This is a genomic window from Shewanella sp. SACH, assembly GCF_001887095.2.
Classification (GTDB): domain Bacteria; phylum Pseudomonadota; class Gammaproteobacteria; order Enterobacterales; family Shewanellaceae; genus Shewanella; species Shewanella baltica.
The window spans coordinates 160,415-185,481 of record NZ_MPDG02000006.1 but is presented as its reverse complement, the minus strand read 5'-3'; the positions used below and the strand labels follow the sequence as shown (position 1 = coordinate 185,481).

At 47.3% G+C, this 25,067-nt stretch carries 22 protein-coding genes; 9 read left to right on the top strand and 13 right to left on the bottom strand.

Annotated elements, in window-relative coordinates; genetic code table 11:
* Nucleotides 1–193: 193 nt before the first annotated feature.
* The 5 genes from BM607_RS18945 to leuA all read right to left on the bottom strand — a co-directional run bounded on the left by BM607_RS18945 (nt 194) and on the right by leuA (nt 6,842).
* Nucleotides 194–1,543 (bottom strand): outer membrane protein transport protein, encoded by a 1,350-nt coding sequence (locus BM607_RS18945; protein WP_071940394.1) that lies wholly within the window; start codon nt 1,541–1,543, stop codon nt 194–196.
* Between the two features lie 526 nt (nt 1,544–2,069).
* Nucleotides 2,070–2,675 carry a 3-isopropylmalate dehydratase small subunit gene (gene leuD, locus BM607_RS18940; protein WP_071940395.1) on the bottom strand — a complete coding sequence of 202 codons (606 nt, stop codon included), beginning with the start codon at nt 2,673–2,675 and terminating at the stop codon, nt 2,070–2,072.
* Between the two features lie 27 nt (nt 2,676–2,702).
* Nucleotides 2,703–4,109 (bottom strand): 3-isopropylmalate dehydratase large subunit, encoded by a 1,407-nt coding sequence (gene leuC / locus BM607_RS18935; protein ID WP_071940396.1) that lies wholly within the window; start codon nt 4,107–4,109, stop codon nt 2,703–2,705.
* Nucleotides 4,109–5,203, bottom strand: a complete 1,095-nt coding sequence (gene leuB / locus BM607_RS18930; RefSeq protein WP_006079879.1) for a 3-isopropylmalate dehydrogenase — start codon at nt 5,201–5,203, stop codon at nt 4,109–4,111. Before leuB ends, leuC begins: the two co-directional genes overlap by 1 nt.
* Nucleotides 5,204–5,273: 70 nt before the next feature.
* Complete coding sequence (gene leuA / locus BM607_RS18925) at nt 5,274–6,842, bottom strand: 2-isopropylmalate synthase (protein ID WP_071940397.1); 1,569 nt, start codon at nt 6,840–6,842, stop codon at nt 5,274–5,276.
* Nucleotides 6,843–7,346: 504 nt separating this feature from the next.
* Between leuA and BM607_RS18920 the strand changes: the two genes are divergently transcribed.
* Nucleotides 7,347–9,128 (top strand): diguanylate cyclase, encoded by a 1,782-nt coding sequence (locus tag BM607_RS18920; protein WP_071940398.1) that lies wholly within the window; start codon nt 7,347–7,349, stop codon nt 9,126–9,128.
* On the opposite strand, the gene recQ is transcribed toward BM607_RS18920, so the two are convergent.
* A complete protein-coding gene (recQ, locus tag BM607_RS18915) occupies nt 9,110–10,933 on the bottom strand; it encodes a DNA helicase RecQ (RefSeq protein ID WP_012586599.1) in 1,824 nt (607 codons plus the stop codon). The genes BM607_RS18920 and recQ overlap by 19 nt on opposite strands.
* Nucleotides 10,934–11,219: 286 nt before the next feature.
* Here recQ and BM607_RS18910 point away from each other — a divergent pair, with 286 nt between their 5' ends.
* Together BM607_RS18910 and rarD are read left to right on the top strand one after the other, a co-directional pair.
* Nucleotides 11,220–11,684: a thioesterase family protein gene (locus BM607_RS18910; protein ID WP_006079875.1), complete on the top strand. Its 465-nt coding sequence runs from the start codon at nt 11,220–11,222 to the stop codon at nt 11,682–11,684.
* A gap of 201 nt (nt 11,685–11,885) precedes the next feature.
* Nucleotides 11,886–12,770 carry an EamA family transporter RarD gene (gene rarD, locus BM607_RS18905; protein ID WP_006079874.1) on the top strand — a complete coding sequence of 295 codons (885 nt, stop codon included), beginning with the start codon at nt 11,886–11,888 and terminating at the stop codon, nt 12,768–12,770.
* Nucleotides 12,771–12,792: 22 nt separating this feature from the next.
* Here the strand turns inward: rarD and BM607_RS18900 are convergent, their stop codons facing one another.
* The 5 genes from BM607_RS18900 to radC all read right to left on the bottom strand — a co-directional run bounded on the left by BM607_RS18900 (nt 12,793) and on the right by radC (nt 16,305).
* Nucleotides 12,793–13,326: a PH domain-containing protein gene (locus BM607_RS18900; protein ID WP_071940399.1), complete on the bottom strand. Its 534-nt coding sequence runs from the start codon at nt 13,324–13,326 to the stop codon at nt 12,793–12,795.
* Between the two features lie 120 nt (nt 13,327–13,446).
* Nucleotides 13,447–14,766 carry an amino-acid N-acetyltransferase gene (gene argA / locus BM607_RS18895; RefSeq protein WP_006079872.1) on the bottom strand — a complete coding sequence of 440 codons (1,320 nt, stop codon included), beginning with the start codon at nt 14,764–14,766 and terminating at the stop codon, nt 13,447–13,449.
* Between the two features lie 323 nt (nt 14,767–15,089).
* Nucleotides 15,090–15,263, bottom strand: coding sequence for a 50S ribosomal protein L33 (gene rpmG / locus BM607_RS18890; RefSeq protein ID WP_006079871.1), 174 nt, complete (start codon nt 15,261–15,263; stop codon nt 15,090–15,092).
* 6 nt (nt 15,264–15,269) lie between these two features.
* Nucleotides 15,270–15,506 carry a 50S ribosomal protein L28 gene (gene rpmB / locus BM607_RS18885; protein WP_006079870.1) on the bottom strand — a complete coding sequence of 79 codons (237 nt, stop codon included), beginning with the start codon at nt 15,504–15,506 and terminating at the stop codon, nt 15,270–15,272.
* Nucleotides 15,507–15,627: 121 nt separating this feature from the next.
* Entirely contained in the window at nt 15,628–16,305 is a 678-nt protein-coding gene (gene radC / locus BM607_RS18880; protein WP_006079869.1) for a DNA repair protein RadC, read from the bottom strand.
* Nucleotides 16,306–16,427: 122 nt separating this feature from the next.
* Between radC and coaBC the strand changes: the two genes are divergently transcribed.
* The 6 genes from coaBC to folE all read left to right on the top strand — a co-directional run bounded on the left by coaBC (nt 16,428) and on the right by folE (nt 23,071).
* The gene (gene coaBC / locus BM607_RS18875) at nt 16,428–17,651 is read left to right on the top strand and encodes a bifunctional phosphopantothenoylcysteine decarboxylase/phosphopantothenate--cysteine ligase CoaBC (RefSeq protein WP_071940400.1); all 1,224 of its coding nucleotides are present in this window, start codon (nt 16,428–16,430) and stop codon (nt 17,649–17,651) included.
* On the top strand, nt 17,648–18,106 hold the full coding sequence (dut, locus tag BM607_RS18870; protein ID WP_006079867.1) for a dUTP diphosphatase: 459 nt from the start codon (nt 17,648–17,650) through the stop codon (nt 18,104–18,106). The genes coaBC and dut overlap by 4 nt, the downstream gene beginning before the upstream one ends.
* A 34-nt stretch (nt 18,107–18,140) precedes the next feature.
* The gene (gene slmA / locus BM607_RS18865) at nt 18,141–18,734 is read left to right on the top strand and encodes a nucleoid occlusion factor SlmA (protein ID WP_006079866.1); all 594 of its coding nucleotides are present in this window, start codon (nt 18,141–18,143) and stop codon (nt 18,732–18,734) included.
* Between the two features lie 91 nt (nt 18,735–18,825).
* Nucleotides 18,826–20,054 (top strand): IS3-like element ISSba4 family transposase gene (locus tag BM607_RS18860; protein WP_087486581.1). Its coding sequence is split into 2 segments (ribosomal slippage): nt 18,826–19,177 and nt 19,177–20,054, totalling 1,230 coding nucleotides; the frame shifts between segments, so codons are not numbered across the junction.
* 116 nt (nt 20,055–20,170) lie between these two features.
* Entirely contained in the window at nt 20,171–22,150 is a 1,980-nt protein-coding gene (locus BM607_RS18855; protein ID WP_071940401.1) for a S9 family peptidase, read from the top strand.
* 270 nt (nt 22,151–22,420) lie between these two features.
* Nucleotides 22,421–23,071, top strand: coding sequence for a GTP cyclohydrolase I FolE (folE, locus tag BM607_RS18850; protein ID WP_006079864.1), 651 nt, complete (start codon nt 22,421–22,423; stop codon nt 23,069–23,071).
* Between the two features lie 226 nt (nt 23,072–23,297).
* Here the strand turns inward: folE and pyrE are convergent, their stop codons facing one another.
* Nucleotides 23,298–23,939, bottom strand: coding sequence for an orotate phosphoribosyltransferase (gene pyrE / locus BM607_RS18845; RefSeq protein ID WP_006079863.1), 642 nt, complete (start codon nt 23,937–23,939; stop codon nt 23,298–23,300).
* A gap of 176 nt (nt 23,940–24,115) precedes the next feature.
* A complete protein-coding gene (gene rph / locus BM607_RS18840) occupies nt 24,116–24,829 on the bottom strand; it encodes a ribonuclease PH (protein WP_006079862.1) in 714 nt (237 codons plus the stop codon).
* Nucleotides 24,830–25,067: the final 238 nt, after the last annotated feature.

Here is a 25,067-nt window from a genome sequence, read left to right as displayed (position 1 = left end):
GCTACTATCCTACCTGAACTCTCCGCCGCCTTTTTATGCCGGTGAGAGTTAACATGATCCACTACTTATGCAATGAATATATTCGGAATTTACCGCCATGACCAGCAAGCAAGCCGTAAAACAAGATAACGCCACCATGCTAGAGCCATAAAAAAGCCCTGAAGATTCAGGGCTTTTTTAAACTACGCAGAACTTACATCTTATAGCTCATCTGGATACCCGCAAGCCACACATCGCCGCTCGCTTCACCGTTAAAGTTAACGGCCGCTAAGCCCAGTAGATTTTGCTGTTCGTTGATTGGCGCATCACCTGTTGCTTTGATATACGTCACCGCAAAATCAACATTCAGATTCTTAGTCGCCTGATAACCAGCGCCGACAGAGAACCACAGACGGTCAGAGTCTGGAATTGTGGTTGTGCGCCACTCGTCATTTGCTGCCGTTTTATCTAAAGCGACACCGGCACGCACTAACCAGTTATTATTCACTTGGTAAGTGGTTCCCAGCGCGAAACGCCAGTTATCTTCGAAATGTTCTTCTTTAACTAAATCAGACTCTAAGTCGCCCTTAGGTTTAACGTCACCAGGGAAATAAGCCACCAGTTGATCAAATACACTCCAATCGGTCCAGTTCACGCTCGCGTGCATGGCCCAGTTATCGGTCAATTGGTGGTGGGAAGCAATTTCTGCAAAGGCGGGTAATTCAAGCGGTAAATACCCTTCAATAGACACGTCTTGACCACCTGTATACAAGACACCAGAAGCATGACCATCTAAGTCCAATTGCACGCCGCTGTGATACGCAAAGCCTAAACGGTGAGCCGGATTAATTTGCCAGCTTGCACCTAACTGCCAGCCGTAACCCACATCATCACCCTTCATGCTTTTCAGCTCAGTGCCACCAGGAGGTAACATTGCCTGTACAGGAGCCGGCAGAGCCGGTTTGATACCATCGACCCAACCTGGTAATGACGCACCAATTTCGCCTTCACCATAAACGATACGTACACCAGCACCGACGCTAACTGCATCATTGATGCGATAAGCGATGTTTGGATTAAACTCAACGGTTGTAACCGAAGTCTTGTTACCAAAAATAGCCGCGGCGTGAGTCGCAGGTAATTCAGTGGCTAGACCATAGTTAGAATTTACCGCTAGGCCCCAAGTCCATTGATCATTTAACTGATTTGAGTAATAAAAGTTTGGCACCAGTGCGTCATCGGCCACATCCAGTGCATCGCCACCTTTCATAACAACAGGATCTGGGCCAAGCAACGGCGAGCTAATGCTGACATCGCCAGTCACATCGACGTTTGGCATGACATAAATACCACCCGTCGATAACTGACGACCTTCGAGATAAGTCAACATGGCTGGATTACGTGCTTGAGCCGAAGCGTTATCCGCCATAGCCGCTTCACCCGCAAAGGCGCGGCCTAAGCCTGTGGCAGAATATTCGGCTAATTGAAAACCAGCGGCATGGAGTTGAGTCGTTGAACTTAACAAGGCTGCAGTGACAGCCAAAGTCAGAAGACGTTTTTGCATCGTTATTCTCTAATAATATTATTGTTATCTGTACTACTTAAATGAGTACTGCGGCGTTCAGGCAAAATAGAGTAAACACTCCAGATTGAATGCGAAGCAGTTTACTTATGCAGAAGATGTTTGCAACCAAAGGAGATAAAACAGACAAAAACTCTAGCTAACGATGACTTTAAAACAGATTTAGTGACCAATATCACCATTTAAACAAAACTCAGCCTATATTCGCCCAGTTACTATTCGCAGTGCTGATTAACTCAATATGGTGAAATAAAAAAATAACCATAATAAACAACACAGTAAAATTAAAAATCGCAGAAACACGTGTAAATCATTCAGATGTAACAAATTCAGCATAAATCACTATCGATACAAAAATTCTATGACACACAAACAGCAGTAAAAATTTATCACTTAAAATACAACTAGTTAAACCATGAGTAGATGATGATTTAAAACAAAAGCGCCTAGGTGTTAACCTAGGCGCTTAAATATGGACTCAACACCAGTACAAATGTGCGCTGAAAAACTAACGACGCCAGCCTTGGATTTGGGTTTCGTACTGACTGATTTGCGCAGCGTGGGACAAGGTCAGCCCAATTGCATCTAAACCGTTTAGCAGCTTATGCCTTGCCGATTCTGCCAGCGTAAAACTAAACTCGGCGCCCGACGGTGAAATCACTTTGCAGCTTGTGAGATCAACAGTTATTTGTGCGCCTGCTTCTGCCGCCACTTCATCCATTAATTGGCGCACCTGCGCGTGAGTTAACGCCACAGGTAACAAGCCATTATTGATTGAGTTACCGTAAAAAATGTCAGCAAAACTCGGCGCTATAATCGCACGCAGACCAAAGTCTGCCAGCGCCCAAGGCGCATGCTCGCGGCTTGAACCACAACCAAAGTTTTCCTGCGCCAAAAGAATCGACGCGCCTTTATAGCGGCTTTGATTCAATGAAAACTCAGGGTTAGGCAGATCGCCCGCATCATCTAAATAACGCCAGTCGTGAAATAAGTGCACGCCAAAACCATCGCGCGTCACCTTAGACAAAAACTGTTTCGGAATGATCTGATCCGTATCGATATTGGTGCTGTCTATCATGACCGCAAGCCCGGTATGGGTCGTAAAAGGTTGCATTAACTTCTCCTCTTGGGTTTACGGTAATTAGTAAGGTTTACGAATATCGACAAAATGCCCTGCCACCGCAGCGGCTGCGGCCATCGCCGGGCTCACCAAATGGGTACGACTGCCGCGACCTTGGCGACCTTCGAAGTTACGATTACTGGTCGACGCGCAGCGATCGCCCGCTTCTAATCTGTCATCGTTCATCGCTAAACACATAGAGCAACCCGGTAAACGCCACTCAAACCCCGCTTCGATAAAGATTTTATCTAAGCCTTCGGCTTCAGCTTGCGCTTTCACTTGGCCAGAACCAGGTACGACAATGGCGGTGACGCCACTTGCGACTTTACGGCCCTTGGCATGTACAGCGGCGCTGCGTAAATCTTCAATCCGTGAGTTAGTACAAGAACCGATAAACACCTTGTTGATACTGATGTCTGTCATCGGCGTACCCGCACTCAGGCCAATGTATTCTAAAGCCTTTTCCATACTAGCTCGGGTGCTTGGATTAGCTTCATTAATGGGATCTGGTACATTGCCATCGATTGCCACGACTTGGCCTGGGTTAGTACCCCAAGTCAATTGCGGCGCAATATCGGCAGCATCTAACTCAACGACAGCATCAAACACCGCGCCGTCATCGGTTTTAATGGCTTTCCAGTAAGCGACAGCCTCTGCCCAATCTTCGCCCTTTGGCGCAAATTCACGGCCAGCTAAATAATCAAAAGTGGTTTGATCCGGCGCGACCATGCCCGCCTTAGCCCCCATCTCAATCGCCATGTTACACACTGTCATGCGGCCTTCCATCGACAGGGCTTCAATCGCCTCACCGCAGAACTCCACCACATAGCCCGTGCCACCATCCATGCCGATTTTGCCAATGATCGCCAGTACTATATCTTTGGCGGTCACGCCCTCGGTGACATGACCACGCACTTCAATCTTCATGGTTTTAGCTTTTAACTGACGCAGCGTTTGCGTTGCTAACACGTGCTCAACTTCCGATGTGCCAATCCCAAACGCCAACGCGCCAAAGGCGCCGTGGGTGGCGGTATGGGAATCGCCACACACAATCACAGTGCCGGGTAAGGTAATGCCTAGCTCAGGGCCCATCACATGCACAATCCCTTGATTAGGATGGTGAATATCATATAAGCGCACGCCAAAGTCTTTACAGTTTTGCGCTAGGGTTTCCACCTGAGTGCGCGCCATCGGGCTTAGGGCATCTAAGCTGGCGCTGCGAGTAGAAGTATTATGATCCATAGTCGCAAAGGTTTTTTCCGGCGCGCGCAGCTTACGGCCCGCGACTTTCAAACCGCTGAATGCTTGTGGTGACGTCACTTCATGGACTAAATGTCTGTCGACATAAATGACCGGCGCTTCGCCCTCGGGAGCAGCAACGATATGTGCATCCCATACTTTTTGGTACAAGGTCTTTGCGTTCGTCATTACACACCTTCCTTTATAGCATTGGCGATAAAGTCACCCATTTCTGCCGTCGATTTAGCCTCGCTACGCTTGTCGCTGCTCAACAGCTCGCCAGTTAAATAGCCAGAGTTCAAGGCTTTGCTCACGGCGCGCTCAATCGCACTCGCCGCTTCTTCTTGTTTCAAGCTATGACGCAACATTAATGCTGCCGACAGAATTTGTGCGACAGGGTTGGCTATCCCTTTACCTGCGATATCCGGCGCACTGCCACCCGCAGGTTCGAATAAACCAAAACCACTGCTGTTCATGCTCGCCGAGGACAACAAGCCCATAGAGCCCGTTAACATGGCGATTTCATCGGATAAAATGTCACCGAACAGGTTAGAACATAACATCACATCGAACTCATCGGGGCGGCGCAGTAGCTGCATGGTCGCGTTATCGATATAGATGTGTTCCAGCTCGACATCGGGGAAATCAACCGCTACTTCTTCAACCACTTGGCGCCACAACACTGAACAAGCCAGTACGTTGGCTTTATCCACTGAGGTTACTTTTTTACGGCGACCACGGGCGGCTTCAAAGGCGATGCGGGCGATACGGCTAATTTCGCGGCGGCTATAACGCATAGTATCGAAGGCTTCTTCATTCTCGCCTTCACCTTGGCGGCCCTTTGGTTTACCAAAATAAATGCCGCCGGTTAACTCACGCACACATAAAACATCAAAGCCACGGGCAGAGATATCGCTACGCAGCGGTGACATATGCTCTAGGCCATCGTGCAGTTTGGCTGGGCGCAGATTGCAAAACAGTTCGAAGTGACCACGCAAAGGCAATAGCGCGCCGCGCTCAGGTTGTTCATTTGGCGGTAACTTTTCCCACTTAGGGCCACCGACTGAACCAAATAGAATCGCATCGGCCGCTTCACAACCTTTTAGCGTGGCATCGGGTAGTGGGCAACCGTGGTTATCGATGGCAATACCGCCGACATCGTATTGCGTATATTCGATATTTAAATCGAATCGCGCTTCCACTTCACGCAGCACTTTACGCGCCTCTGCCATCACTTCTGGGCCGATCCCGTCCCCTGCTAATACTGCTACTTGATAACTCATACGCCAGCCAACTCCTTTAAATGTGAATGCTTTATGCTCGACCTTGCTATTCTTTGGAAGCTTTTAGCGACTAGACGCCGCCTAGCTCTCGATTCTTTTGCATGCTTTGTTTGTAATCGGCGACCTTGTCTGCACGGCACGTTAAGTTCATCACATGCACTAAAGCGCGCGCCGAGGCTTCAACGACATCGGTCGCTAAACCTACACCGTGGAAGTTTTGATCGTGGTAAACGGCGGTAATGTCCACTTGACCTAAGGCATTTTGGCCTACGCCCTTAGCGCCTAACTTGTAGCTGATGATGTCGATACGACGATCAGTTGCACGGGCAATGGCGTTGTAGGCGGCATCAACGGGACCATTGCCAGTTGCGGCTTCGGTTTTAATTTCGCCGCCCACTTCGATACGCACAGTCGCTGTGGCAACGCCTTCGGTAGAGTCAGACTGCACCACTAATTGCTGCAATTGATAGTGATTGTCTTCTTCGGCCTGCGCTTCCATAAAGGCTAAGGCTTCTAAATCATAATCAAATACTTGGCCCTTTTTATCCGCCAATTTTAGGAACTCTTCGTACAGCGCATCCATATTGTAATCGTGCTCGCTATAACCCATTTCCTCCATGCGATGCTTGATCACATGGCGACCAGAACGCGAGGTCATATTTAAGTTATTGCGATTCAAACCTATGCTTTCTGGGGTCATGATTTCATAGGTATTTTGCGCTTTCAGCATGCCATCCTGATGGATACCCGACGAATGGGTAAAGGCATTGGCACCGACAATCGCTTTGTTAGCCTGCACAGGCATGTTGCATAACTGGCTGACTAAATTAGAAGTACGGTGGATTTCCTTGGCGTTAATGCCTGTTTCCAAACCCAGCATGCCCTTACGCGTCGCTAAAATCATAGCGATCTCTTCCAATGAACAGTTACCCGCACGCTCACCTATACCATTGATCGTACATTCGATTTGACGCGCACCGTGTTGCACTGCGGTTATCGAGTTCGCCACTGACAAACCTAAGTCATCGTGGCAATGCACTGAGATCACCGCTTGGTCGATATTCGGCACGCGGTTAAACAGAGTTTGGATAATAGTGCCAAACTCGCTTGGCACTGTGTAACCGACCGTATCGGGAATGTTAATGGTACGCGCGCCAGCAAGAATGGCGGCCTCCACCATGCGACACAGATTGTCGATTGGCGTACGCCCCGCATCCTCACAGGAAAACTCCACATCGTCGGTAAAGCGACGGGCGTATTTCACTGCGCTGACCGCCATCTCTAACACTTGATCAAACGAGCGCTTCAACTTGCTTTCCACATGAATCGTCGATGTCGAGATAAACGTATGGATACGGAACTGATCTGCAACAGACAAGGCCTGCGCCGCGGCATCGATGTCCTTTTCAAGTGCGCGGGATAACGCACAAACGCGGCTATTTTTGATGGTGCGCGCTATGGTTTGCACCGACTCAAAATCACCGGGTGATGAGACTGGAAAACCCACTTCCATTACATCAACACCTAGACGTTCCAGCGCCATGGCGATCTGTAACTTTTCTTTGACCGAAAGGCTTGCGGCTAACGCCTGCTCGCCATCACGTAAGGTCGTATCAAATATAATTACTCTGTTAGACATCTCGCTTCTCCATGGAACGTCACCGTTCATTATTTAACTTTTGCCGTATTCAGATACAAAAAACCCCGCAACATTGGTGCGGGGTTTGTGAATGCTTTGCCTATTTATCGAGCGTGCAACACTAAGACCTCCGCGTATAAACCGCGAGGAGAGAGAGGAGGTCGAGTTTGCTGCTAATTCTATTCATTTTATTTAAATATTTATTCTGTTCAAATAATCTAGGACGGTTAATATTTAACTTGCCTAGCCGAGAGTGTCAACCCTAATTTTTTCATGTTCCACTCATTCGACCTGTCTTAAGGCCAATAACTGTGAGTTTTATCCCCAAATAAGTGATCGATTCCACAGAATTAACTCGCTGTTTGGATTCAGAAAGCACTGGGATGTGTTAACTTATTCCCCTTAGAAAATAATAGTTTTTTATGCAAAAAACGATTAAGAAAAGTTATAATCTCGCCTTAGTGATTACGGATATTAGAGCTTACGCATTTTATGGAGCACAAAATGGATTTTCGCGTCTTGGTACTGAGCCTGTTGTTATGGCTGATCCCCTTTGGGGCGAGTGCTATAGACCAGTTGGATGAGCTCACAGAACTCGTCTACCAATATCCCAGTAAAGCCCTGACTCAAATCACAGCCATAGAAAAACAATTTACGACCCGCGCCACTTCTGACATTAATCGACTCAGATTGAGTGTATTGAAATGCCAAAATCTGCTGCAACTGGGTGAGAACGAAGCCGCGATCAACGTAGCTCAGTTAGGCGAGGCCAATGCTAAGCAGCTTAAGCTCGATCAAGTTCGCCCCTACTTTTTGATTTGCCAAGCCGATGCCAACCTCAACTACAACAATATTCAAAATGCGCTGCCCTTGCTGGATTCAGCCATTACCTTAGCGCGACGCTATCAACAACCCCAAGCCTTAGTCGATGCCTTGCGTTTACGTGGTCAGCTCGATACCGACACAGATAACTTTTCCTCTGCCATCGAAGATTTACGTCTGGCCATCGATATTTATCCAGACATTCATACTCAGACCCAGAATTGGGTTTGGCCACCACAGGCTTATATTTATGCGGCCATGGGTAATTTACTCTACGCAACCCATGATTTCCCTCAGGCCATGTATTACACCAACTTAGGAATACAGAGCTCAGATGCCAAGGGAAAAGTGCTACACATCATTCTACGAAATGCGGCCAGAATAGCGCTCGATAATCAAGAATTCGATTACAGTGATAAACTCGAAAAACAAGCAAAGGCACTACTGCCTGAACTCGGTTCGCCACTAGAACTTGCCTACAGCTATGCCATTTTGGCATCGATCGCGCTCGACAAGGGCCGCATCGACACAGCCGAAGAATACCTTTCTATCGCCATCAATACCTTCAAGAAGCACAATCAGCAATTGGCTATGATGCGCTCGACCCGTCTGCTGGCACAAATACGCTTTGCCCAGCATCAAGACGATGCTGCATTAATCCTAATGAATCACGCCATTGAACAAGCTGAAAATCTGAAACAATATTCTGATCTCAAAGGATTTTACGGGATCATGAGCGATCACTACTTAGAACAAGGGGATTTTAAGCAGGCCTATTCTCTCTTACTCAAACGCTATCGAGCTGCCGAACTCGCCAATCAAGGAATGAACACTGCACGGATATTGCAATTTAAAGCCCGCCTGAATCAACAAGATTTGCAACAGGATCAGAATAGTCCTGCGCCACAAAAGGCATCGATCCTCCAAGAGTTAAATCTAGACTGGGCCTATAGCACACTATTTTTAATTGCGATGACGTTACTCGGCGGGGCTATTTGGTATTTGATTGATAAGCAAAATAATCGCGCGCCCCGTATCGAAGGTGAGGAGCCTGCGGAAACTCTGCTCCAACAAGTCACATCGGCCTTAAACATTGCCAAACAAGGTAATTATCCGCTGTCTTTATTACTTTTTAATGCGAGTCAAATACGGCAAGTTGACTTGCCGCCCCTGCAGGATGAGCTACAACACAGACTGCGAGAGCAAGATAAGTTAATCCGATATTCAATGGATGAAATTGTGATTATTCTACCGCACACCTCTGCAGCTGGTGCTAAGAAAGTAGTCAATCAATTAGTGGCCTGTATTCAACCTTGGCAGGGGTCAAGCAAGGTCAATATTGGTATCGCGGCAATGCAGCAGTTTGATACGTTAGAGTCTTTAATTAAGCGCGCCAGTATCAATCAATTAGGCAAGGTTAAAATCAGTGAGAATAATCCAAACCATTATTCTCCCGCTAAATAAGCCGCGATCTCATCGAGAAAAGCGTCGCCGAAACGACTCAGTTTACGCTCGCCCACTCCGTTAACGGCGAGCATTTCCCCTGCACTGGTCGGCATCATGGCCGCCATTTCCGCCAGCGTCGCATCATTAAACACTAAATACGGCGGCACATCTTGCTGCTCAGCTATGGTTCTTCGCAGTAACTTGAGTCGCGCGAACAGCTTACGGTCGTAGTTCAGCGGCGCCTTAGACTGGCTCACCTTACGTTTTGTGGTCGTTAACTGAATACGCGGTTCGGCGAGCATTAATGCCACCTCACCTTTGAGTACAGGTCGTGCCGATGGGTTTAAGGTTATAGATGAACCTCGCGTCACATCCTGACTCGCCAGTCCCAAGTGGATCAATTGACGGATCACGCTCAACCAATACTCATGGCTCTTGTCTTTACCAATCCCCCAAGTCGTGAGTTTGTCATGGCCTCGGTCAACAATCGGGGCGCCTTTCGAGCCGCGCAACACTTCAATTAAGTGATTAATACCAAAACGCTGCCCTAAACGGAAAATACATGACAACACCTTTTGTGCATCTTCGGTACCGTTATAACGCTTAGGTGGATCGAGGCAAATATCGCAGTTACCACAGGGCTCTAGTGCGCTCTCATCAAAGTAATGCAATAGCACTTGGCGACGGCAGGTTTGCGCCTCAGCAAACGCCGCCATGGTATTGAGTTTATGGAATTCGACTTGCTGCTGCGGCCCGGGCTCAGACTGTTCAATCAAATGTCGCACCCGGCCAATATCGGCAGGATCAAACAGCATAAAGGCCTCAGCATCAAGCCCATCACGGCCCGCTCGGCCCGTTTCCTGATAATAGGCTTCGATACTTTTAGGAATATCGTAATGCACCACAAAGCGCACATTCGATTTATTGATCCCCATACCGAAAGCCACAGTGGCGACCACGATATCGATTTGATCCTTAAGGAAACTGTCCTGCACTGCGCCACGATCTTCCTGCGTCATTCCCGCATGATAGGCCTTAGCATTAAAACCTTGCAGACATAAACGATCGGCTACTTCGTCGACACGGCGACGACTACTACAGTAAATAATCCCGTTGGTGCCATTTTGCTGGGTTAAAAAATGCCGTAACTGATTCGCAGCATTGAGCTTTTCCGCCACTGTGTAGCGAATATTAGGCCTGTCGAAACTAGAGAGTAAACGGAACGGGTCAATCCCAAGTCGCTCGCAAATACTCTGCCGAGTCGCCTGATCCGCCGTTGCTGTCAGCGCCATCATAGGCACATAGGGGAAGAGTTGTTTTAGCTGGCCAAGCGCCGCATATTCAGGGCGAAAATCATGACCCCATTGACTAATACAGTGCGCCTCGTCGATGGCAAACATCGCTAGCTGCAACGACTGCATTCGCTCAATAAAATCTGCGCTTAATAAGCGCTCTGGTGACACATAAAGCAGTTTTAACTCACCGTGGCGCAGCTGCCTTAATACTTCGGCGCTCTGCTCTCGCGGCAATGAAGAATTGAGATAAGCCGCTGCAACACCGGTTTGCAACAAGCTATCGACTTGATCTTTCATCAAAGAAATCAATGGAGATACAACAATCGTAATGCCATCCATCAGCAACGCGGGGAGTTGATAGCAAAGACTCTTACCGCCGCCCGTTGGCATGATCACTAAGCAATCTTGCCCGCCGCAGACACGTTCTATCACCTCCCGCTGACCGTCCCTAAAGTCACGGTAACCAAACACCTGTGCGAGGCGTTGCGAGAGCGGATCATCATGCGTGTCGAGTACGAGCTTTTCCATGGATCTTCTATGTCAAAAGTGAGGGGGCCTATTCTAAAGGACTGAACCGCTCCTGTCTTGCGCCATCTTGTCGTAAACCCATTCAGGATTAAATGCCATCGACTAAGATCGCCCTCACTCAACTAACCATAATGCCCATAGCCAATTTATCTTCAATGTGGCTTAAGTTGCATTCTGCGCACGCTTCACTGTAGATTAATTGCTCTAAGCCGCACTTTGTTCATCTCAGTGTTGATAACAAATCCAATTACGCCTAATGCAGTCACTCAGTGACAAGGACCCAATAATGACCAGCCCAATCCAAGCCGAAGCTTTGAGAAGAGTCGCAGCAGTATTTGATCAACATGTCCCTTTCCATAATCTACTCGGACTCGATATCAAGCGTTATGACATTGATGGCGTTGAAGTCGTGATCAACATGAAGCCTGAGCTAATTGGCAATATCCACCAGCAAATCCTCCACGGCGGTGTGACAGCCACGGTACTCGATGTGGTTGGCGGACTCACCGCCTTTGCAGGACTGGTCGCCAGTCGTGATGATTGGACGGTCGAAGAGCTGCAGCAACGCCTGCAAACCCTAGGCACTATCGATATGCGCGTCGATTATCTACGGCCGGGACGCGGGCTCACCTTTACCGGGACGGGCAGCGTGATCCGTGCGGGCAATCGGGTGTCGGTGTGCCGTATGGAATTGCATAATGAGCAAGGCACACATATCGCTTTTGGGACAGGTACTTATATGGTGGGCTAGCCGTTTCATCGCAGAACACTCATTTACCGTCTTAAAGATCAAAGCCAGTAAACATCTTGATTAGCAAGATGTTTACTGGCGTTGATCGGCTATTTAATTTCTTATCGAGATATTCTGTAACCAAAAGAACGCGGCGATGCCCTTGAGTCAGCGGTCAGACACACCTACAATCGCCGTCTTGTTGTCCTTCGAAGATGTCTCATGCAAGATCTTGAATACCGCAAAGGGATCCTACTCGCCGTCAGTGCTTACTGTATGTGGGGTTTTGCGCCTTTATATTTCAAATTACTCAATCATGTCTCCGCCACCGAAATTTTGCTCCATCGGGTGATTTGGTCGTTCGTGTTTATGCTGATAATTATGCAGTTTATCGGCGGGTTCTCACGCTTACGCTTACTGTTTAAACAACCTAAACAGCTGATGGTTCTCACCATTACTTCCATACTGATTGCGGGAAACTGGCTGCTATTTATCTGGGCGGTGAATAACGATCACATGCTCGATGCCAGTTTAGGTTACTTTATCAACCCTCTACTCAACGTCTTGCTTGGCATGTTATTTCTAGGCGAAAGGTTGCGTAAACTGCAATGGTTTGCGGTCGCACTCGCCAGTGCTGGTGTGTTGATCCAATTAATCTCTTTTGGCTCTATTCCAATTGTCTCACTGGCACTCGCGGGCACCTTTGGTTTCTATGCGCTGCTACGAAAAAAGGTCAATGTGGATGCTAAGGCCGGTTTATTGGTCGAAACCGCAGTGTTATTACCGGTCGCGCTAATTTACCTAGTCGCGACCTTAGACACAGCAACAGCGAGCATGCTGACCAACGATTGGCAACTGAATCTGATGTTAATGGCAGCGGGAATAGTGACCACGATTCCTTTACTCTGTTTTGCAGGGGCGGCGGTACGGATTCCATTGTCTATGCTTGGATTTTTCCAATATATCGGCCCAAGTATTATGTTCATCCTAGCAGTGAGTCTGTTCAATGAGCCCTTCGATGCAGAAAAAGGCGTGACCTTCGGCTTTATCTGGAGCGCGCTGCTCGTTTTTACCTTAGATATGGCCTATAAACGCAAAGCGGCGTGATCATTATCACGCCGATACACAGTTACAGAAGTGATGATGACTTCTGTAACTGTGCTAAAAATTCACTCCCTTGTGGCACTGTCAGTAATAAACTGTAGCCTTTAGTCGTTGGCACTAACACTAACTGCGATTTATCTGTTATCGCCAGAAATGCTCTACTTTTTCCCTGCAAATTAAACCAGCCTAATTGAAACCCTGGCATACCTATGCCGTTGGTTTTAAAGCTCGGCGTTAAATCTGCCTCTTGCTGTAAATCGACTATCCGCGCCTCGGCAGGCAATAAATCCGCGCGGGATAACTGCACTTTATAGAAGGGCACATCCACTGTGAGTTCAGCATCGGTTAACACTAACTCGGCACTATTGGATTGATAAAAAACCCATGAAAATCCGCCCATCATCACCAGCAATATGCCTAAACTCGCCGACTTCGCTATCTTAGGCATATTTTTTAGCCATAACATCAGCAAGATACCCGCTAAACCGAGCAATAAGACGATAAAACTGAAGATAGAGGTCTGGGTGAAAGGGGCGAGTTCGAAGGATTGAGGACTCATTGGCAACATCTCCCGTGCAGTGAAGCCTTAATCTGCCAATAAAGACATATTATGTCAACAAAAAATGCCAGCGCTAATATGAGTACTAGGCTGGCATTGATTGGATTGAGTTAGAACGGCTTAGAGATCGAGCGCGAGAATTTTTGAACGACGTTGATAGTTATACAACTGCTTTTTCTTCTGTGGCAGTGCTTCAACATCTTCAATCACAAAACCATGCTCGAGGAACCAGTGAATGCTCCGAGTGGTCAGCGCAAACAAGCGTGAGTAACCGCGGTTTCTGGCCTGATTGATTATGTTCTTCAGCAGCAAGCTGCCTCTGTCGGCATCGCGATAATCGGGATGCACCACCAAACAGGCAAACTCACCCGCATTGTCCTCTTCAAAAGGATAGAGTGCGGCGCAACCAATCACTAAACCATCGCGTTCAATCAACATGAACTGTTCGATTTCGATCTCGAGCTGCTCACGACTACGACGCACCAGAATGCCTTGTTCCTCTAATGGACGAATAAGGTTCAGTACACCGCCAATATCAGCGATCGACGCACAGCGTAAACGCTCGGCACTCTCAGTCACGATTTGCGTGCCTATCCCTTCGCGAGAAAACAGTTCCTGCAGCAAAGCGCCATCTTCGAGGTAGCTGACTAAGTGACAACGCGGTACGCCATTACGGCAAGCATCGATACTGGCTTTCAAAAAAGCCATAGTACCAACGCAGGCAGAACCTTGCTCGGCCAGCTTGCTCATGATGTTTTGCGCATCGTTTGGCATCAACTCGGCAATCACATCGCCATTGCGATCGAGAATACCGTTCTGTGAGCTAAAACCGATCATCTTGTCGGCTTTGAGCTTGATCGCCACTTGAGTCGCGATTTCCTCAGCGGTTAAATTAAAGCTTTCACCGGTCACAGAAGCCGCAATCGGCCCCATCAACACGATACAGTGATTATCTAGCTGACGTTTTAAGCCTTGCACATCGATACGACGCACTCTACCGCTCAAACAAAAATCGATGCCATTATCCACGCCTAATGGCTGGGCAATCACAAAGTTGCCGCTCACTAAGTTAATTTGCGCACCTTGCATTGGCGTATTGCTTAAGCTCATGGATAAACGCGCTGTGATATCAAATTGCAGTGCACCCGCAACTTGCTTGATCACTTTGAGCGAGTCTTCATCCGTAATACGCACGCCTTCGTGGTAGGCAGGTTCGATACCATTGACGGCTAATGCAGCATCAATCTGCGGCCTAGCGCCATACACCAACACCACTTTAATCCCTAAACTGTGCAGCAGGGCGACATCATTTAAGATGGCGCGGAAGTGATTCTGAGCCAAAGCTTCACCACCCAGCATGACCACAAAAGTTTTACCTCTGTGAGCATTAACATAGGGGGCAGAGTGACGAAATCCATCAACCAGTTCAGTGGTACGCACGCGTTATTTACACCTCATTTTTGAGCTGGCAGCGTCACGATGACATGCCAGGAATGAATCGCTAACTTTCGCGTATGGTATTGCATTTTAATTCACATATAAAGAATTTATTCTCACTAAAGTGCAGTTTTAATGATTTAAAGTGCTTAGAACCGCACTATTTTATATTTTCAGCAAGTGTTCACACTTTTTTAACTTCACAGGGGATGATTCAGCGGCTTAAGTTTGCGAGGCAATTATCTCAACTTGATGACTAACTACTAAAAAAAGCGCAAAAAAAAGCCCCTTAAATAAGGGGCTTTTCTCGAAACACTAACCAAGGATTACTTGATTTTTGCTTCTTTGTAGATAACGTGCTGACGAATAACTGGATCAAATTTTTTGATTTCCATTTTTTCAGGCATGTTACGCTTGTTTTTTTCAGTTGTGTAGAAGTGACCAGTTTTAGCTGTAGAAACTAATTTGATCTTCTCACGATTACCTTTAGCTTTAGCCATGATCTATTATACCTTCTCGCCACGAGCACGAAGTTCAGCAACAACAACTTCGATACCTTTTTTGTCGATCAGACGAATACCTTTAGTAGATACACGTAACTGTACGAAACGCTTTTCTTCTTCTAACCAAAAACGGTGGTTTTGTAGGTTAGGTAAAAAACGACGACGGGTCGCGTTTTTTGCGTGCGAACGGTTGTTACCAACCATCGGCTTCTTGCCAGTAACTTGGCATACTCTTGACATGTCAATCTTCTCCAAAAACAATTTTAACGCTCGAGCATTAATGTGCCTCGTATGGCCGTCGCCCGAGGCACAAAGAGGGCGCATTTTATACACGATCACAGAGTGAAGATCAAGTGTTAGATTAATTAATCCAGCCTCGTTCTGCAAAAGAAACTATCTCTCGATCACCTACAACCATATGGTCCAATAAGGATACGTCTATGGTTGCTAACGCATTTTTTAATCGCTCAGTTATTCGTCGGTCAGCCTGACTGGGCTCGGCAATACCAGACGGATGATTATGACAAACTATAACTGCTGCGGCCTTTTTCTCCAGCACTAAGCTCACCACTTCACGTGGGTACACTGAGGCTGAGTCTATTGTACCGCGGAATAATTCGACAAATTGAATCACTCTATGCTGGCTATCCAGCAGTAAAACTGCGAACACTTCATAGGAGCGATCGGCCAATTGTCTCATTAAATAGTCCCGAGTTAAATCGGGATTTGTTAAAACTTGACCTCTTTGCAGATTTTCCTGCGCTACACGCCGCGCTAATTCGGCCGCAGCTTGAAGCTGGGCGTATTTTACAGGTCCTACGCCCGGAAGTCGACACACCTGATTTCGAGGAGCACAAAGCAGGTTTCTGAGGCCGCCAAACTCGCTAATAAGCGACCTTGCAAGATCAACCGCGTTTAATCCCGCCAAACCGTTCCGCAGTAATACCGCCAATAACTCCGCATCCGACAGTTGCCCCGCCCCTTTTTGTAACAGTTTATCTCTGGGACCTTCCCCCTCAGGCCAATCTTTAATGCCCATGCGACCTCCCTGTCATCTCACATATTTTCACTTTACTGAGTATGGACGAGATTTTTTGAACTGGGAGAGTCACTAAAATTCACCGCTTTGTGATATTGTTGGCGGCATTATTTCTATCTCGGATGATGTCTGTGAGTCTGACAAATAAAAACGTCCTGCTGGGCATTGGCGGCGGTATTGCGGCCTATAAAAGTGCTGATTTAGTCCGTCGCTTAAAAGAGCGTGGCTTTGATGTACGCGTGGTGATGAGCCAAAGTGCGATGGAATTTATCACGCCTTTGACGCTGCAAGCGTTATCTGGACATCCCGTTGCCTCAAGCCTACTCGATCCTGCGGCAGAAGCAGCCATGGGTCACATCGAACTCGCTCGTTGGGCAGATCTCGTCATCATCGCCCCTGCAACCGCAAACCTATTGGCGCGGATTAATGCCGGCATGGCCGATGAGCTGATCACCACCACTTGTCTTGCCACTGAGGCGCCTATCGCCCTGTGTCCGGCAATGAATCAGCAGATGTACCGTAATCTGGCAACGCAGGCGAATTTAACCAGCCTGGCATCCCGCGGCTTTACCCTTTGGGGACCTGCAAGTGGCAGTCAGGCCTGTGGTGAAGTCGGCCCTGGTCGTATGCTAGAGCCATTAGACATCGCCGAACGGGCTACGCAGTTTTTTGCCACTCATGACGCCGTTGAACTTAAGCCACTCGCAGGACAGTCAATACTGATTACCGCAGGGCCAACCCGTGAGGCAATTGATCCCGTCAGATACATTTCGAATCACAGTTCTGGAAAAATGGGCTTTGCCTTAGCCAAAGCCGCGGCAGATATGGGCGCAACAGTCACCTTAGTCTCTGGCCCAGTAAATCTAAGTACCCCAGAAGGAGTGACCCGCATTGATGTTGAATCGGCGCAAAATATGCTTGACGCTGTGATGGATAACGTTGATAAAAAAGATATTTTTATTGGCTGCGCCGCAGTTGCTGACTATCGCATTAGCGACATCGCCACCTGTAAGATCAAAAAATCGGCAGAAGAAATGCAACTTGCGCTGGTGAGGAATCCTGATATCTTAGCCACGGTTGCGAGCTTACCTAACCGTCCTTTTGTGGTGGGATTCGCCGCAGAAACCCATGATGTAGAAACCTATGCGCGCGATAAACTCAAACGTAAAAACTTGAATATGATCGCCGCGAACGACGTTTCCGTTGCTGGTCTAGGCTTTAATGCCGATGCCAATGCCCTGCGAGTGTTCTGGCCGCACGGCAGTCAAGATTTGCCTGCTACTGACAAACTCACGCTGGCACGGCAATTACTTTCGTTGATAGTGAAAGAAAAAACAAATACATGAAAACACCGATTGAATTAAAAATTCTCGACTCCCGTATCGGCTCAGAATTTCCTTTACCTGCCTACGCTACACCTGGCAGTGCAGGCATGGATCTTCGTGCCATGATCGACACGACTTTGACTATAGCACCGGGTGAAACAGTGCTTATTCCAACGGGAATTGCCATTCATGTTGCCGATCAAGGACTGGCGGCAGTGATTTTGCCGCGCTCAGGTCTTGGCCATAAACACGGTATCGTACTGGGGAATCTGGTCGGACTCATCGATTCCGATTACCAAGGCCCCTTAATGGTGTCTTGCTGGAATCGTAGCGACAGTCCTTTTGCCTTAGAAATTGGCGATCGTCTCGCACAACTGGTGTTTGTTCCTGTAGTACAAGCACAATTCAAACTCGTTGATGAGTTCGACAGCTCAGATCGTGGTGAAGGCGGATTTGGCCATTCAGGCACTAAATAATCCCCTAAGTCGTTATTGAGCCAAGGATACTGCAATGGCTGTAAGCCCAAAAATTAATCGTCGTGAACATATTTTGCAATGTCTAGCACAGATGCTAGAAACCAACCCAGGACAAAGGATCACCACAGCGAAACTGGCCTCAGAAGTCGGTGTATCGGAAGCCGCCCTGTACCGTCACTTCCCGAGTAAAGCACGGATGTTCGAAGGCTTAATCGAATTTATCGAAGAGTCGTTATTGTCGCGCATCAATTTAATCATGGATGACGAAAAAGACACAATGAAGCGCTGCCAACTGGTGTTGCAACTGTTACTGATTTTTGCCGAGCGTAACCCGGGTATTTCCCGCGTCCTCAATGGTGATGCGCTGCTCGGCGAAAACGAACGCTTGCGCAGCCGCATTAGTAATTTATTTGCCAAAATTGAAACCCAGTTAAAGCAAATTTTACGGGAAAAAACCCTGCGGGAAGGCAAAGGCTTCAACTTAGACGAAGCCATATTAGCCAATTTACTGTTAGCCTTTGCCGAAGGGCGAATCGCTCAGTTTGTACGAAGTGAATTCAAACTCAAACCTACTACACACTTCGATGAACAGTGGCGTTTTATCCAACATCAGCTTTTACAAAGCTAATGATTTTTCAACATAAAGGACGGTAACTACCGTCCTTTATTTTTAACCTTTGTCCCGTCCTGAAATACGTTGACATAAAGAGGACTTCTTTATGACAACATCAAGTAACTCAAGCCGTAAGCGTACTCAACGCGATTACACCTTAGCTTTTAAATTAGGCGTTGTTGAACGTGTTGAAAAAGGCGAAATGACTTACAAGCAAGCGCAGACTCGTTTTGGCATTCAGGGTAAAACAACAGTACTCGTCTGGCTGAGAAAGCATGGTAAACTCGATTGGTCGAAACCCTTTCAGCATCCCCTTATGCCTCATTCGAAAGAAACCCCAGCCGAAACTATCAAGCGCCTTGAGCGTGAGTTAGCCGAAGCGAAACTGCGTAACCAAATTCTCAATGGTATGGTCGATATCATGGACAATGAATACGGAGCCGGCCTCAGAAAAAAGTACTTATCCGGTATCTCTGGCAAGCCAAAACCCAAAGCAAAATAAACCTCGCCGTTGCGTGTCGCGCCGTCGGTATTTCACGGCAAGGTATTTATCAGGCTGTCGCCCGAATGGCGAGCCGAAGCGCTGAGCTATCGGTTATCAAAGACTGGGTCCAATATTGGCGTAACTATATGCCACGATTGGGGACGCGTAAGCTCTATACTTTGATACAGCCTAAGCTGGTTGAACATGATATCAAACTCGGGCGAGACGGGTTCTTTACCTACTTGAGAAGTGAAGGCTTGCTAGTTAAGCCCAAGAGAAGCTTAACAAAAACGACATTCAGCAAGCATTGGATGAAGAAGCATCCCAACCTGCTGAAGGAAGAGGGACTACACGATGCCGAGCATGTACTGGTCAGCGATATCACTTATCTCGAATCAGACCAAGGCGTGCACTATTTGTCACTAGTGACCGATGCCGCGACACGTAAGATAGTCGGTCATCACTTGAGTTCGGACATGAAAGCAGAAAGCGTAGTGAAAGCACTGAAAATGGCGGTCAAAGATAAGCGCTATAGCGCTAATGCGGTCCATCACTCAGACCGAGGTTCGCAATACTGCTCAGCTGTTTATCAAGATGAACTGCAGGCCAACCATATTCAGCCGTCGATGACAGACGGTTATGATTGCTATCAAAATGCGTTAGCAGAACGAGTAAACGGGATCCTGAAGCAGGAGTTTTTACTCTATCGATGTAAAACGCTGGAAGAGCTGAAGAGACTTGTTAGAGAATCGATAGCGATATACAACGAAATGAGACCGCACCTGAGTTTGGATATGGAAACACCCAATCAGGTGCATAATAGAAAAGGCCAGCTACTGGAGCTGGCCTAGAAACTGTCAACCTATCTTAGGATGGGACACTTCCCTTCTTGTCTCACTACTTCTTTTGTTTTATCCTCGAAAACATTTTCAGAACAAAAAACACAATGATTTTACAAGGATGTCAGATGAAAACTTTGCCTTTTGCCGTTTTGGCCACCATTTGCTTACCCATGATGCCTATCACCGCATTTGCGGCTGAGACCTCGGCCACGAATGCATTATCACAATTATTTAGCCGAGGAGATGAATACGCGAACGTAAAAATATCTCCTACTGGCAAATACTTAAGTGCAATTACCAGTGTCGAGGGTAAAAATGTACTCATAGTATTAGATGCTCAAACCAAAAAACTGCTGAATGCGATTCGCTTCCCAAGCAACGCCCAGGTAGGCACCTATGAATGGGCCAATAGCGAGCGCATTGTGCTGGCAAAAGAATACCTTAAGGGCTGGAGCGATGTCCCCCAATACTACGGCGAATTAATGGCGGTCAACGCCGATGGTTCTCGCCCTAAATATCTATTTGGTTATAACAGCGGCGAGCAGCAAACGGGTTCAAATCTCAGGAAAAATACCGCCATAAATGCCACAGCATTCATACTGGACCCTCTACCGGATGATGAGCGCTATATGCTGGTCAATGCGCTCCCATGGACTGGTGCCCCGGACTTGAGTGAAACACGCCAGGATGTCTACCGCGTTGACCTTTTTAGCGGGGTTCGCAAACGCATAACAGGCTCCCCCATAGGCCGAGCTCGCTTTATGACCGACCATGATGGTGAAGTCCGCTTTGTGGCAGGGGAAGACAGCAAAAACATCACTAAAGTCTTTTACCGCAAAGATAGCGAATGGATAAACACCGATAAACTCAACCTAGGCTTAAGTGATTTTACGCCTATCTCCTTCGCTGATAATAAAAATACCATCTATGCTGCGGGTCGCGTGGGCACTGAAACCTTAGGTGTATATCGCATCAACCTAGAAACAGGTGAAAAGGCCGAGATCATTCAAGATGAGGTCGTTGATCCCAGCAACTTCTGGATCAACGGCACCAATAAGCAGCTCTACGCCATTGAGTTTGAAAATGGCTATCCAAGCTATGCCTTTGTCGATAACAACGACAACCACGCCAAACTACTCAAGGATTTAATTGCTGCTCTACCGGGACATCAAGTACGGATTGTCAGCGAAACCCGTAATGGTGAACAACTGGTGGTGATTGCATTTAACGACCGCAATCCCGGTGATTACTATGTGTTTGATACTAAAAAGCTCAAACTCGAGTACCTCGCCACCGCCCGAAAATGGCTCGACCCAGAGCAAATGGCGGAGGTTAAACCTATTAGTTTCACCAACCGCAATGGCCAGAAAATCCATGGTTATTTAACCTTGCCCTATGGTAAGGAAGGCAAAAATCTCCCTTTGGTCGTCAATCCCCATGGCGGTCCCCATGGCATTCGTGACTGGTGGGGATTTGATCCACAAAATCAATTACTCGCCCAAAATGGTATGGCGGTGTTGCAGGTTAACTTCCGCGGTTCTGGCGGTTATGGTGAGAGCTTCGAGCAAGCTGGCTATCAAAAATGGGGTTCAGATATTCAGCACGATATTATAGACGCGACTCAGTACGTCATTGACCAAGGCTTTGCCGATAAAGAACGGGTGTGTATTGCTGGCGGTAGCTTTGGCGGCTATAGCGCACTGCAAAGCGCCATATTAGCGCCCGATATGTTTAAATGTGCGGTTGGGTTTGCCGGTGTGTATGATCTGGAGTTAATGTTTGATGAAGGTGACGTAGCCAGAACACGTTCAGGAACAAGCTATCTTAAGGACGTACTTGGCCAAGACAAAGCCACCCTAAAAGCCATGTCGCCCTCAGAAAACGTTGCCAAATTAAAAGCGAACCTCTTACTCGTTCACGGTGGTGAAGATGAGCGAGCGCCAATTGAGCAACTCGAATCCCTCGAAAAAGGCCTAAAAGCTCACAATTACCCTTACCAAAAACTGGTAATGGACAATGAAGGGCACGGTTTTTATAACGATGAGCATAGAGCGAAATATTATGAACAAATGCTCAGCTTCCTAAAAACCAATCTAAAACTTTAGGATTTACTCAAACTTGCCGTCACTGCCAGTCTAAACTCGATTAATAGTGACTGATTTAAAGCCGATATCCGATAAGGACTATCGGCTTTTTCATGTGACCCATGAGCGTTTTTCGGTATGAATTATCTGCAATTCGCGCTATCCTCCTCCCCCTATTCTTGCCCTAGCGAGAATAACAATAATTTGTATCTGATGCTGAACAGCCCAAGTACCACTCGATGCTCAGCATAGGTTTTCTGTTATAGCCGCTACGACGTAGTGGAGGATAAGATGGCATTAAGTGAAGCAGCAGTAAAAGTACAAGCCGCGTTATTAGAACGTGGACTTGAAACCCCAATGCTCCCAAGCGTTTACAGCAGTGAAGAACGTAAAGACAAGATTGAACATCATATGAAAGAAATCCTGACGTTAATGTCATTGGATCTGTCAGACGATAGCCTTGCCGATACGCCGCGCCGCATTGCTAAAATGTACGTCGATGAAATCTTCTCCGGCTTAGATTATGCGAACTTCCCTAAGATCACGGTTATCGACAATAAGATGGGCTTCGATGAAATGGTGCGAGTGCAAGACATTAGCCTCACCAGTACCTGCGAACACCATTTAGTGACGATCGATGGCACTGCGACCATAGCTTATCTACCACGCAAAAAAATCATTGGTTTATCAAAGATTAATCGCATCGTGCGTTTCTTTGCCCAACGTCCACAGGTGCAAGAGCGTTTGACTCAGCAAGTGTTAGTCGCGCTACAAACCTTGCTTGAAACCAAAGACGTTGCGGTTAAAATGGATGCAGTGCATTACTGCGTAAAATCCCGTGGCGTGATGGACTCAACCAGTTCAACCACCACCACAGCGCTGGGCGGTATTTTCAAGTCTAACCCTGCGACCCGCGCCGAGTTTTTGCACCAGTCTAAATAAATGTATTGAAACTTAACGCTATTTAAAACGTGCCTAAATCAATAGCAATCAATACTACTCAACAAAAAAACGCTGCGATTCCTTCTATAGAATCGCAGCGTTTTTTGTTTTCATACCCACTCAATCAAACCTTTCTCGGCCTAGCTAAGATGAATGCCGGCTGATTAACTGATTTCACCACGCCAATAATAGCCACTTGATCAATACCAGCCGTCAAACGCTAGACTTAAATACCGTATTGCTCGCGGTACTGGCTCACGGCGGCAAGTTGCACTTCCATTCCAGGCTTTTCTGATAAATAGCTAATGAGGTCGGCAAGTTTAATGATCGCAACAATGCCGCAGCCAAAATCACGCTCAACCTCTTGAATAGCAGATAACTCGCCCTTGCCTTTCTCTTGCCTGTCTAAGGCAATCAATACGCCCGCTAATTGAGCTTTATGGGCCTCGATGATTTCCATCGACTCACGAATCGCAGTACCGGCAGTGATCACATCATCCACCAACATAACGCGGCCTTTCAGCTCGCTACCGACTAAGCTGCCACCTTCGCCGTGATCTTTTTTCTCTTTGCGGTTAAAGCAATAAGGGATATCGATATCGTGGTGTTCACACAGGGCAACCGCCGTAGTGGTCGCAATTGGAATGCCTTTATAAGCTGGGCCAAACAGCAAATCGTAATCAATGCCTGAATCCACTAATGCAGCGGCATAGAAACGGCCTAAACGTGCTAGATCGCGGCCAGTATTGAACAAACCCGCATTGAAGAAATAAGGACTGATACGACCCGATTTAAGGGTAAATTCGCCAAATCGCAACACCTGACGTTCTAAGGCAAATTCAATAAACTCACGTTGATAGGCTTTCACAATATCTCCTTACGGCTTTGTCTTTTATTGGTTTTTATTAGGTAATGTTTTATTGGGCAACATTTAATTCGGTACAGGGCTTGTCTAACACTAGCATCTTGCTGCAGATAAAAAGTTGCAGCTAATAAAAAGCCCCGCACTCTATAACATGACGGGGCTTTTTCATCACCACACTATTAGTTCAGTGCGGCTTTCTGCACATCGACGATTTCACGAATACTGTTCTTCGCCAATGCCAACAGTTCGAGTAATTCTTCATGGCTGAATGGCTCGCCTTCGGCGGTGCCTTGAATTTCGATGATCTTGCCCGTTTCCGTCATCACCACGTTCATGTCAGTTTCAGCGGCGCTGTCTTCGATATATTCTAGATCGCTGATCGCTTCACCCTTGTAAATACCGACGCTGACAGCAGCGATAAGGAATTTCAGCGGGTTAGATTTAATGATGCCTTTACCACGCGCCCAGTTCAACGCATCCACTAAGGCCACACAGGCGCCAGTGATAGAGGCAGTGCGCGTGCCACCGTCAGCTTGAATCACATCACAGTCGATCACGATAGTGTTTTCGCCTAGGGCTTTCATATCCACACAAGCGCGCAGAGCACGGCCGATAAGACGTTGAATTTCTTGCGTACGGCCAGATTGCTTACCGCGAGCGGCCTCACGATCCATACGGCTATGGGTAGAACGTGGCAACATGCCGTATTCCGCCGTCACCCAGCCTTGACCCTGACCTTTAAGGAAACGTGGCACACCTTCAGTAAAACTGGCGGTACAAAGCACTTTCGTTTCGCCAAATTCCACTAACACAGAACCTTCGGCATGGGCCGTAAACTGGCGAGTGATAGTGATGGGACGAGTTTGTGCTGGCGTTCTGTTACTTGGACGCATGCGAGATTCCTGTATTCTGAGTCATTGACCGATTTTGGCTGCATATTATAAGGGCTTGAGCCTTAGGATGCCATGCTTAGGGTGATTCTCTGGCAAACTCATCACACTCAAACGCCAAATCCGTGTCCTTATACCCAAACAACCTGAAGATGCTGAATTCAGCGGGAGTTTAACGCACTTTAGGCAAGGCCATTTATTGCTCCTGCATAAATGGCATTCACGCCATCCATGGCGATTG

What these genes read in the sequence shown, in the direction of transcription:
- BM607_RS18945 (WP_071940394.1), bottom strand. Translation starts at nt 1,543, where the DNA reads ATGCAAAAACGTCTTCTGACTTTGGCTGTCACTGCAGCCTTGTTAAGT.
- radC (WP_006079869.1), bottom strand. Translation starts at nt 16,305, where the DNA reads ATGGGCATTAAAGATTGGCCTGAGGGGGAAGGTCCCAGAGATAAACTG.
- rpmB (WP_006079870.1), bottom strand. Translation starts at nt 15,506, where the DNA reads ATGTCAAGAGTATGCCAAGTTACTGGCAAGAAGCCGATGGTTGGTAAC.
- slmA (WP_006079866.1), top strand. Translation starts at nt 18,141, where the DNA reads ATGGCTGTAAGCCCAAAAATTAATCGTCGTGAACATATTTTGCAATGT.
- rarD (WP_006079874.1), top strand. Translation starts at nt 11,886, where the DNA reads ATGCAAGATCTTGAATACCGCAAAGGGATCCTACTCGCCGTCAGTGCT.
- folE (WP_006079864.1), top strand. Translation starts at nt 22,421, where the DNA reads ATGGCATTAAGTGAAGCAGCAGTAAAAGTACAAGCCGCGTTATTAGAA.
- leuB (WP_006079879.1), bottom strand. Translation starts at nt 5,203, where the DNA reads ATGAGTTATCAAGTAGCAGTATTAGCAGGGGACGGGATCGGCCCAGAA.
- BM607_RS18855 (WP_071940401.1), top strand. Translation starts at nt 20,171, where the DNA reads ATGAAAACTTTGCCTTTTGCCGTTTTGGCCACCATTTGCTTACCCATG.
- leuC (WP_071940396.1), bottom strand. Translation starts at nt 4,109, where the DNA reads ATGACGAACGCAAAGACCTTGTACCAAAAAGTATGGGATGCACATATC.
- rph (WP_006079862.1), bottom strand. Translation starts at nt 24,829, where the DNA reads ATGCGTCCAAGTAACAGAACGCCAGCACAAACTCGTCCCATCACTATC.
- leuD (WP_071940395.1), bottom strand. Translation starts at nt 2,675, where the DNA reads ATGCAACCTTTTACGACCCATACCGGGCTTGCGGTCATGATAGACAGC.
- BM607_RS18910 (WP_006079875.1), top strand. Translation starts at nt 11,220, where the DNA reads ATGACCAGCCCAATCCAAGCCGAAGCTTTGAGAAGAGTCGCAGCAGTA.
- BM607_RS18900 (WP_071940399.1), bottom strand. Translation starts at nt 13,326, where the DNA reads ATGAGTCCTCAATCCTTCGAACTCGCCCCTTTCACCCAGACCTCTATC.
- coaBC (WP_071940400.1), top strand. Translation starts at nt 16,428, where the DNA reads ATGATGTCTGTGAGTCTGACAAATAAAAACGTCCTGCTGGGCATTGGC.
- BM607_RS18920 (WP_071940398.1), top strand. Translation starts at nt 7,347, where the DNA reads ATGGATTTTCGCGTCTTGGTACTGAGCCTGTTGTTATGGCTGATCCCC.
- dut (WP_006079867.1), top strand. Translation starts at nt 17,648, where the DNA reads ATGAAAACACCGATTGAATTAAAAATTCTCGACTCCCGTATCGGCTCA.
- recQ (WP_012586599.1), bottom strand. Translation starts at nt 10,933, where the DNA reads ATGGAAAAGCTCGTACTCGACACGCATGATGATCCGCTCTCGCAACGC.
- rpmG (WP_006079871.1), bottom strand. Translation starts at nt 15,263, where the DNA reads ATGGCTAAAGCTAAAGGTAATCGTGAGAAGATCAAATTAGTTTCTACA.
- leuA (WP_071940397.1), bottom strand. Translation starts at nt 6,842, where the DNA reads ATGTCTAACAGAGTAATTATATTTGATACGACCTTACGTGATGGCGAG.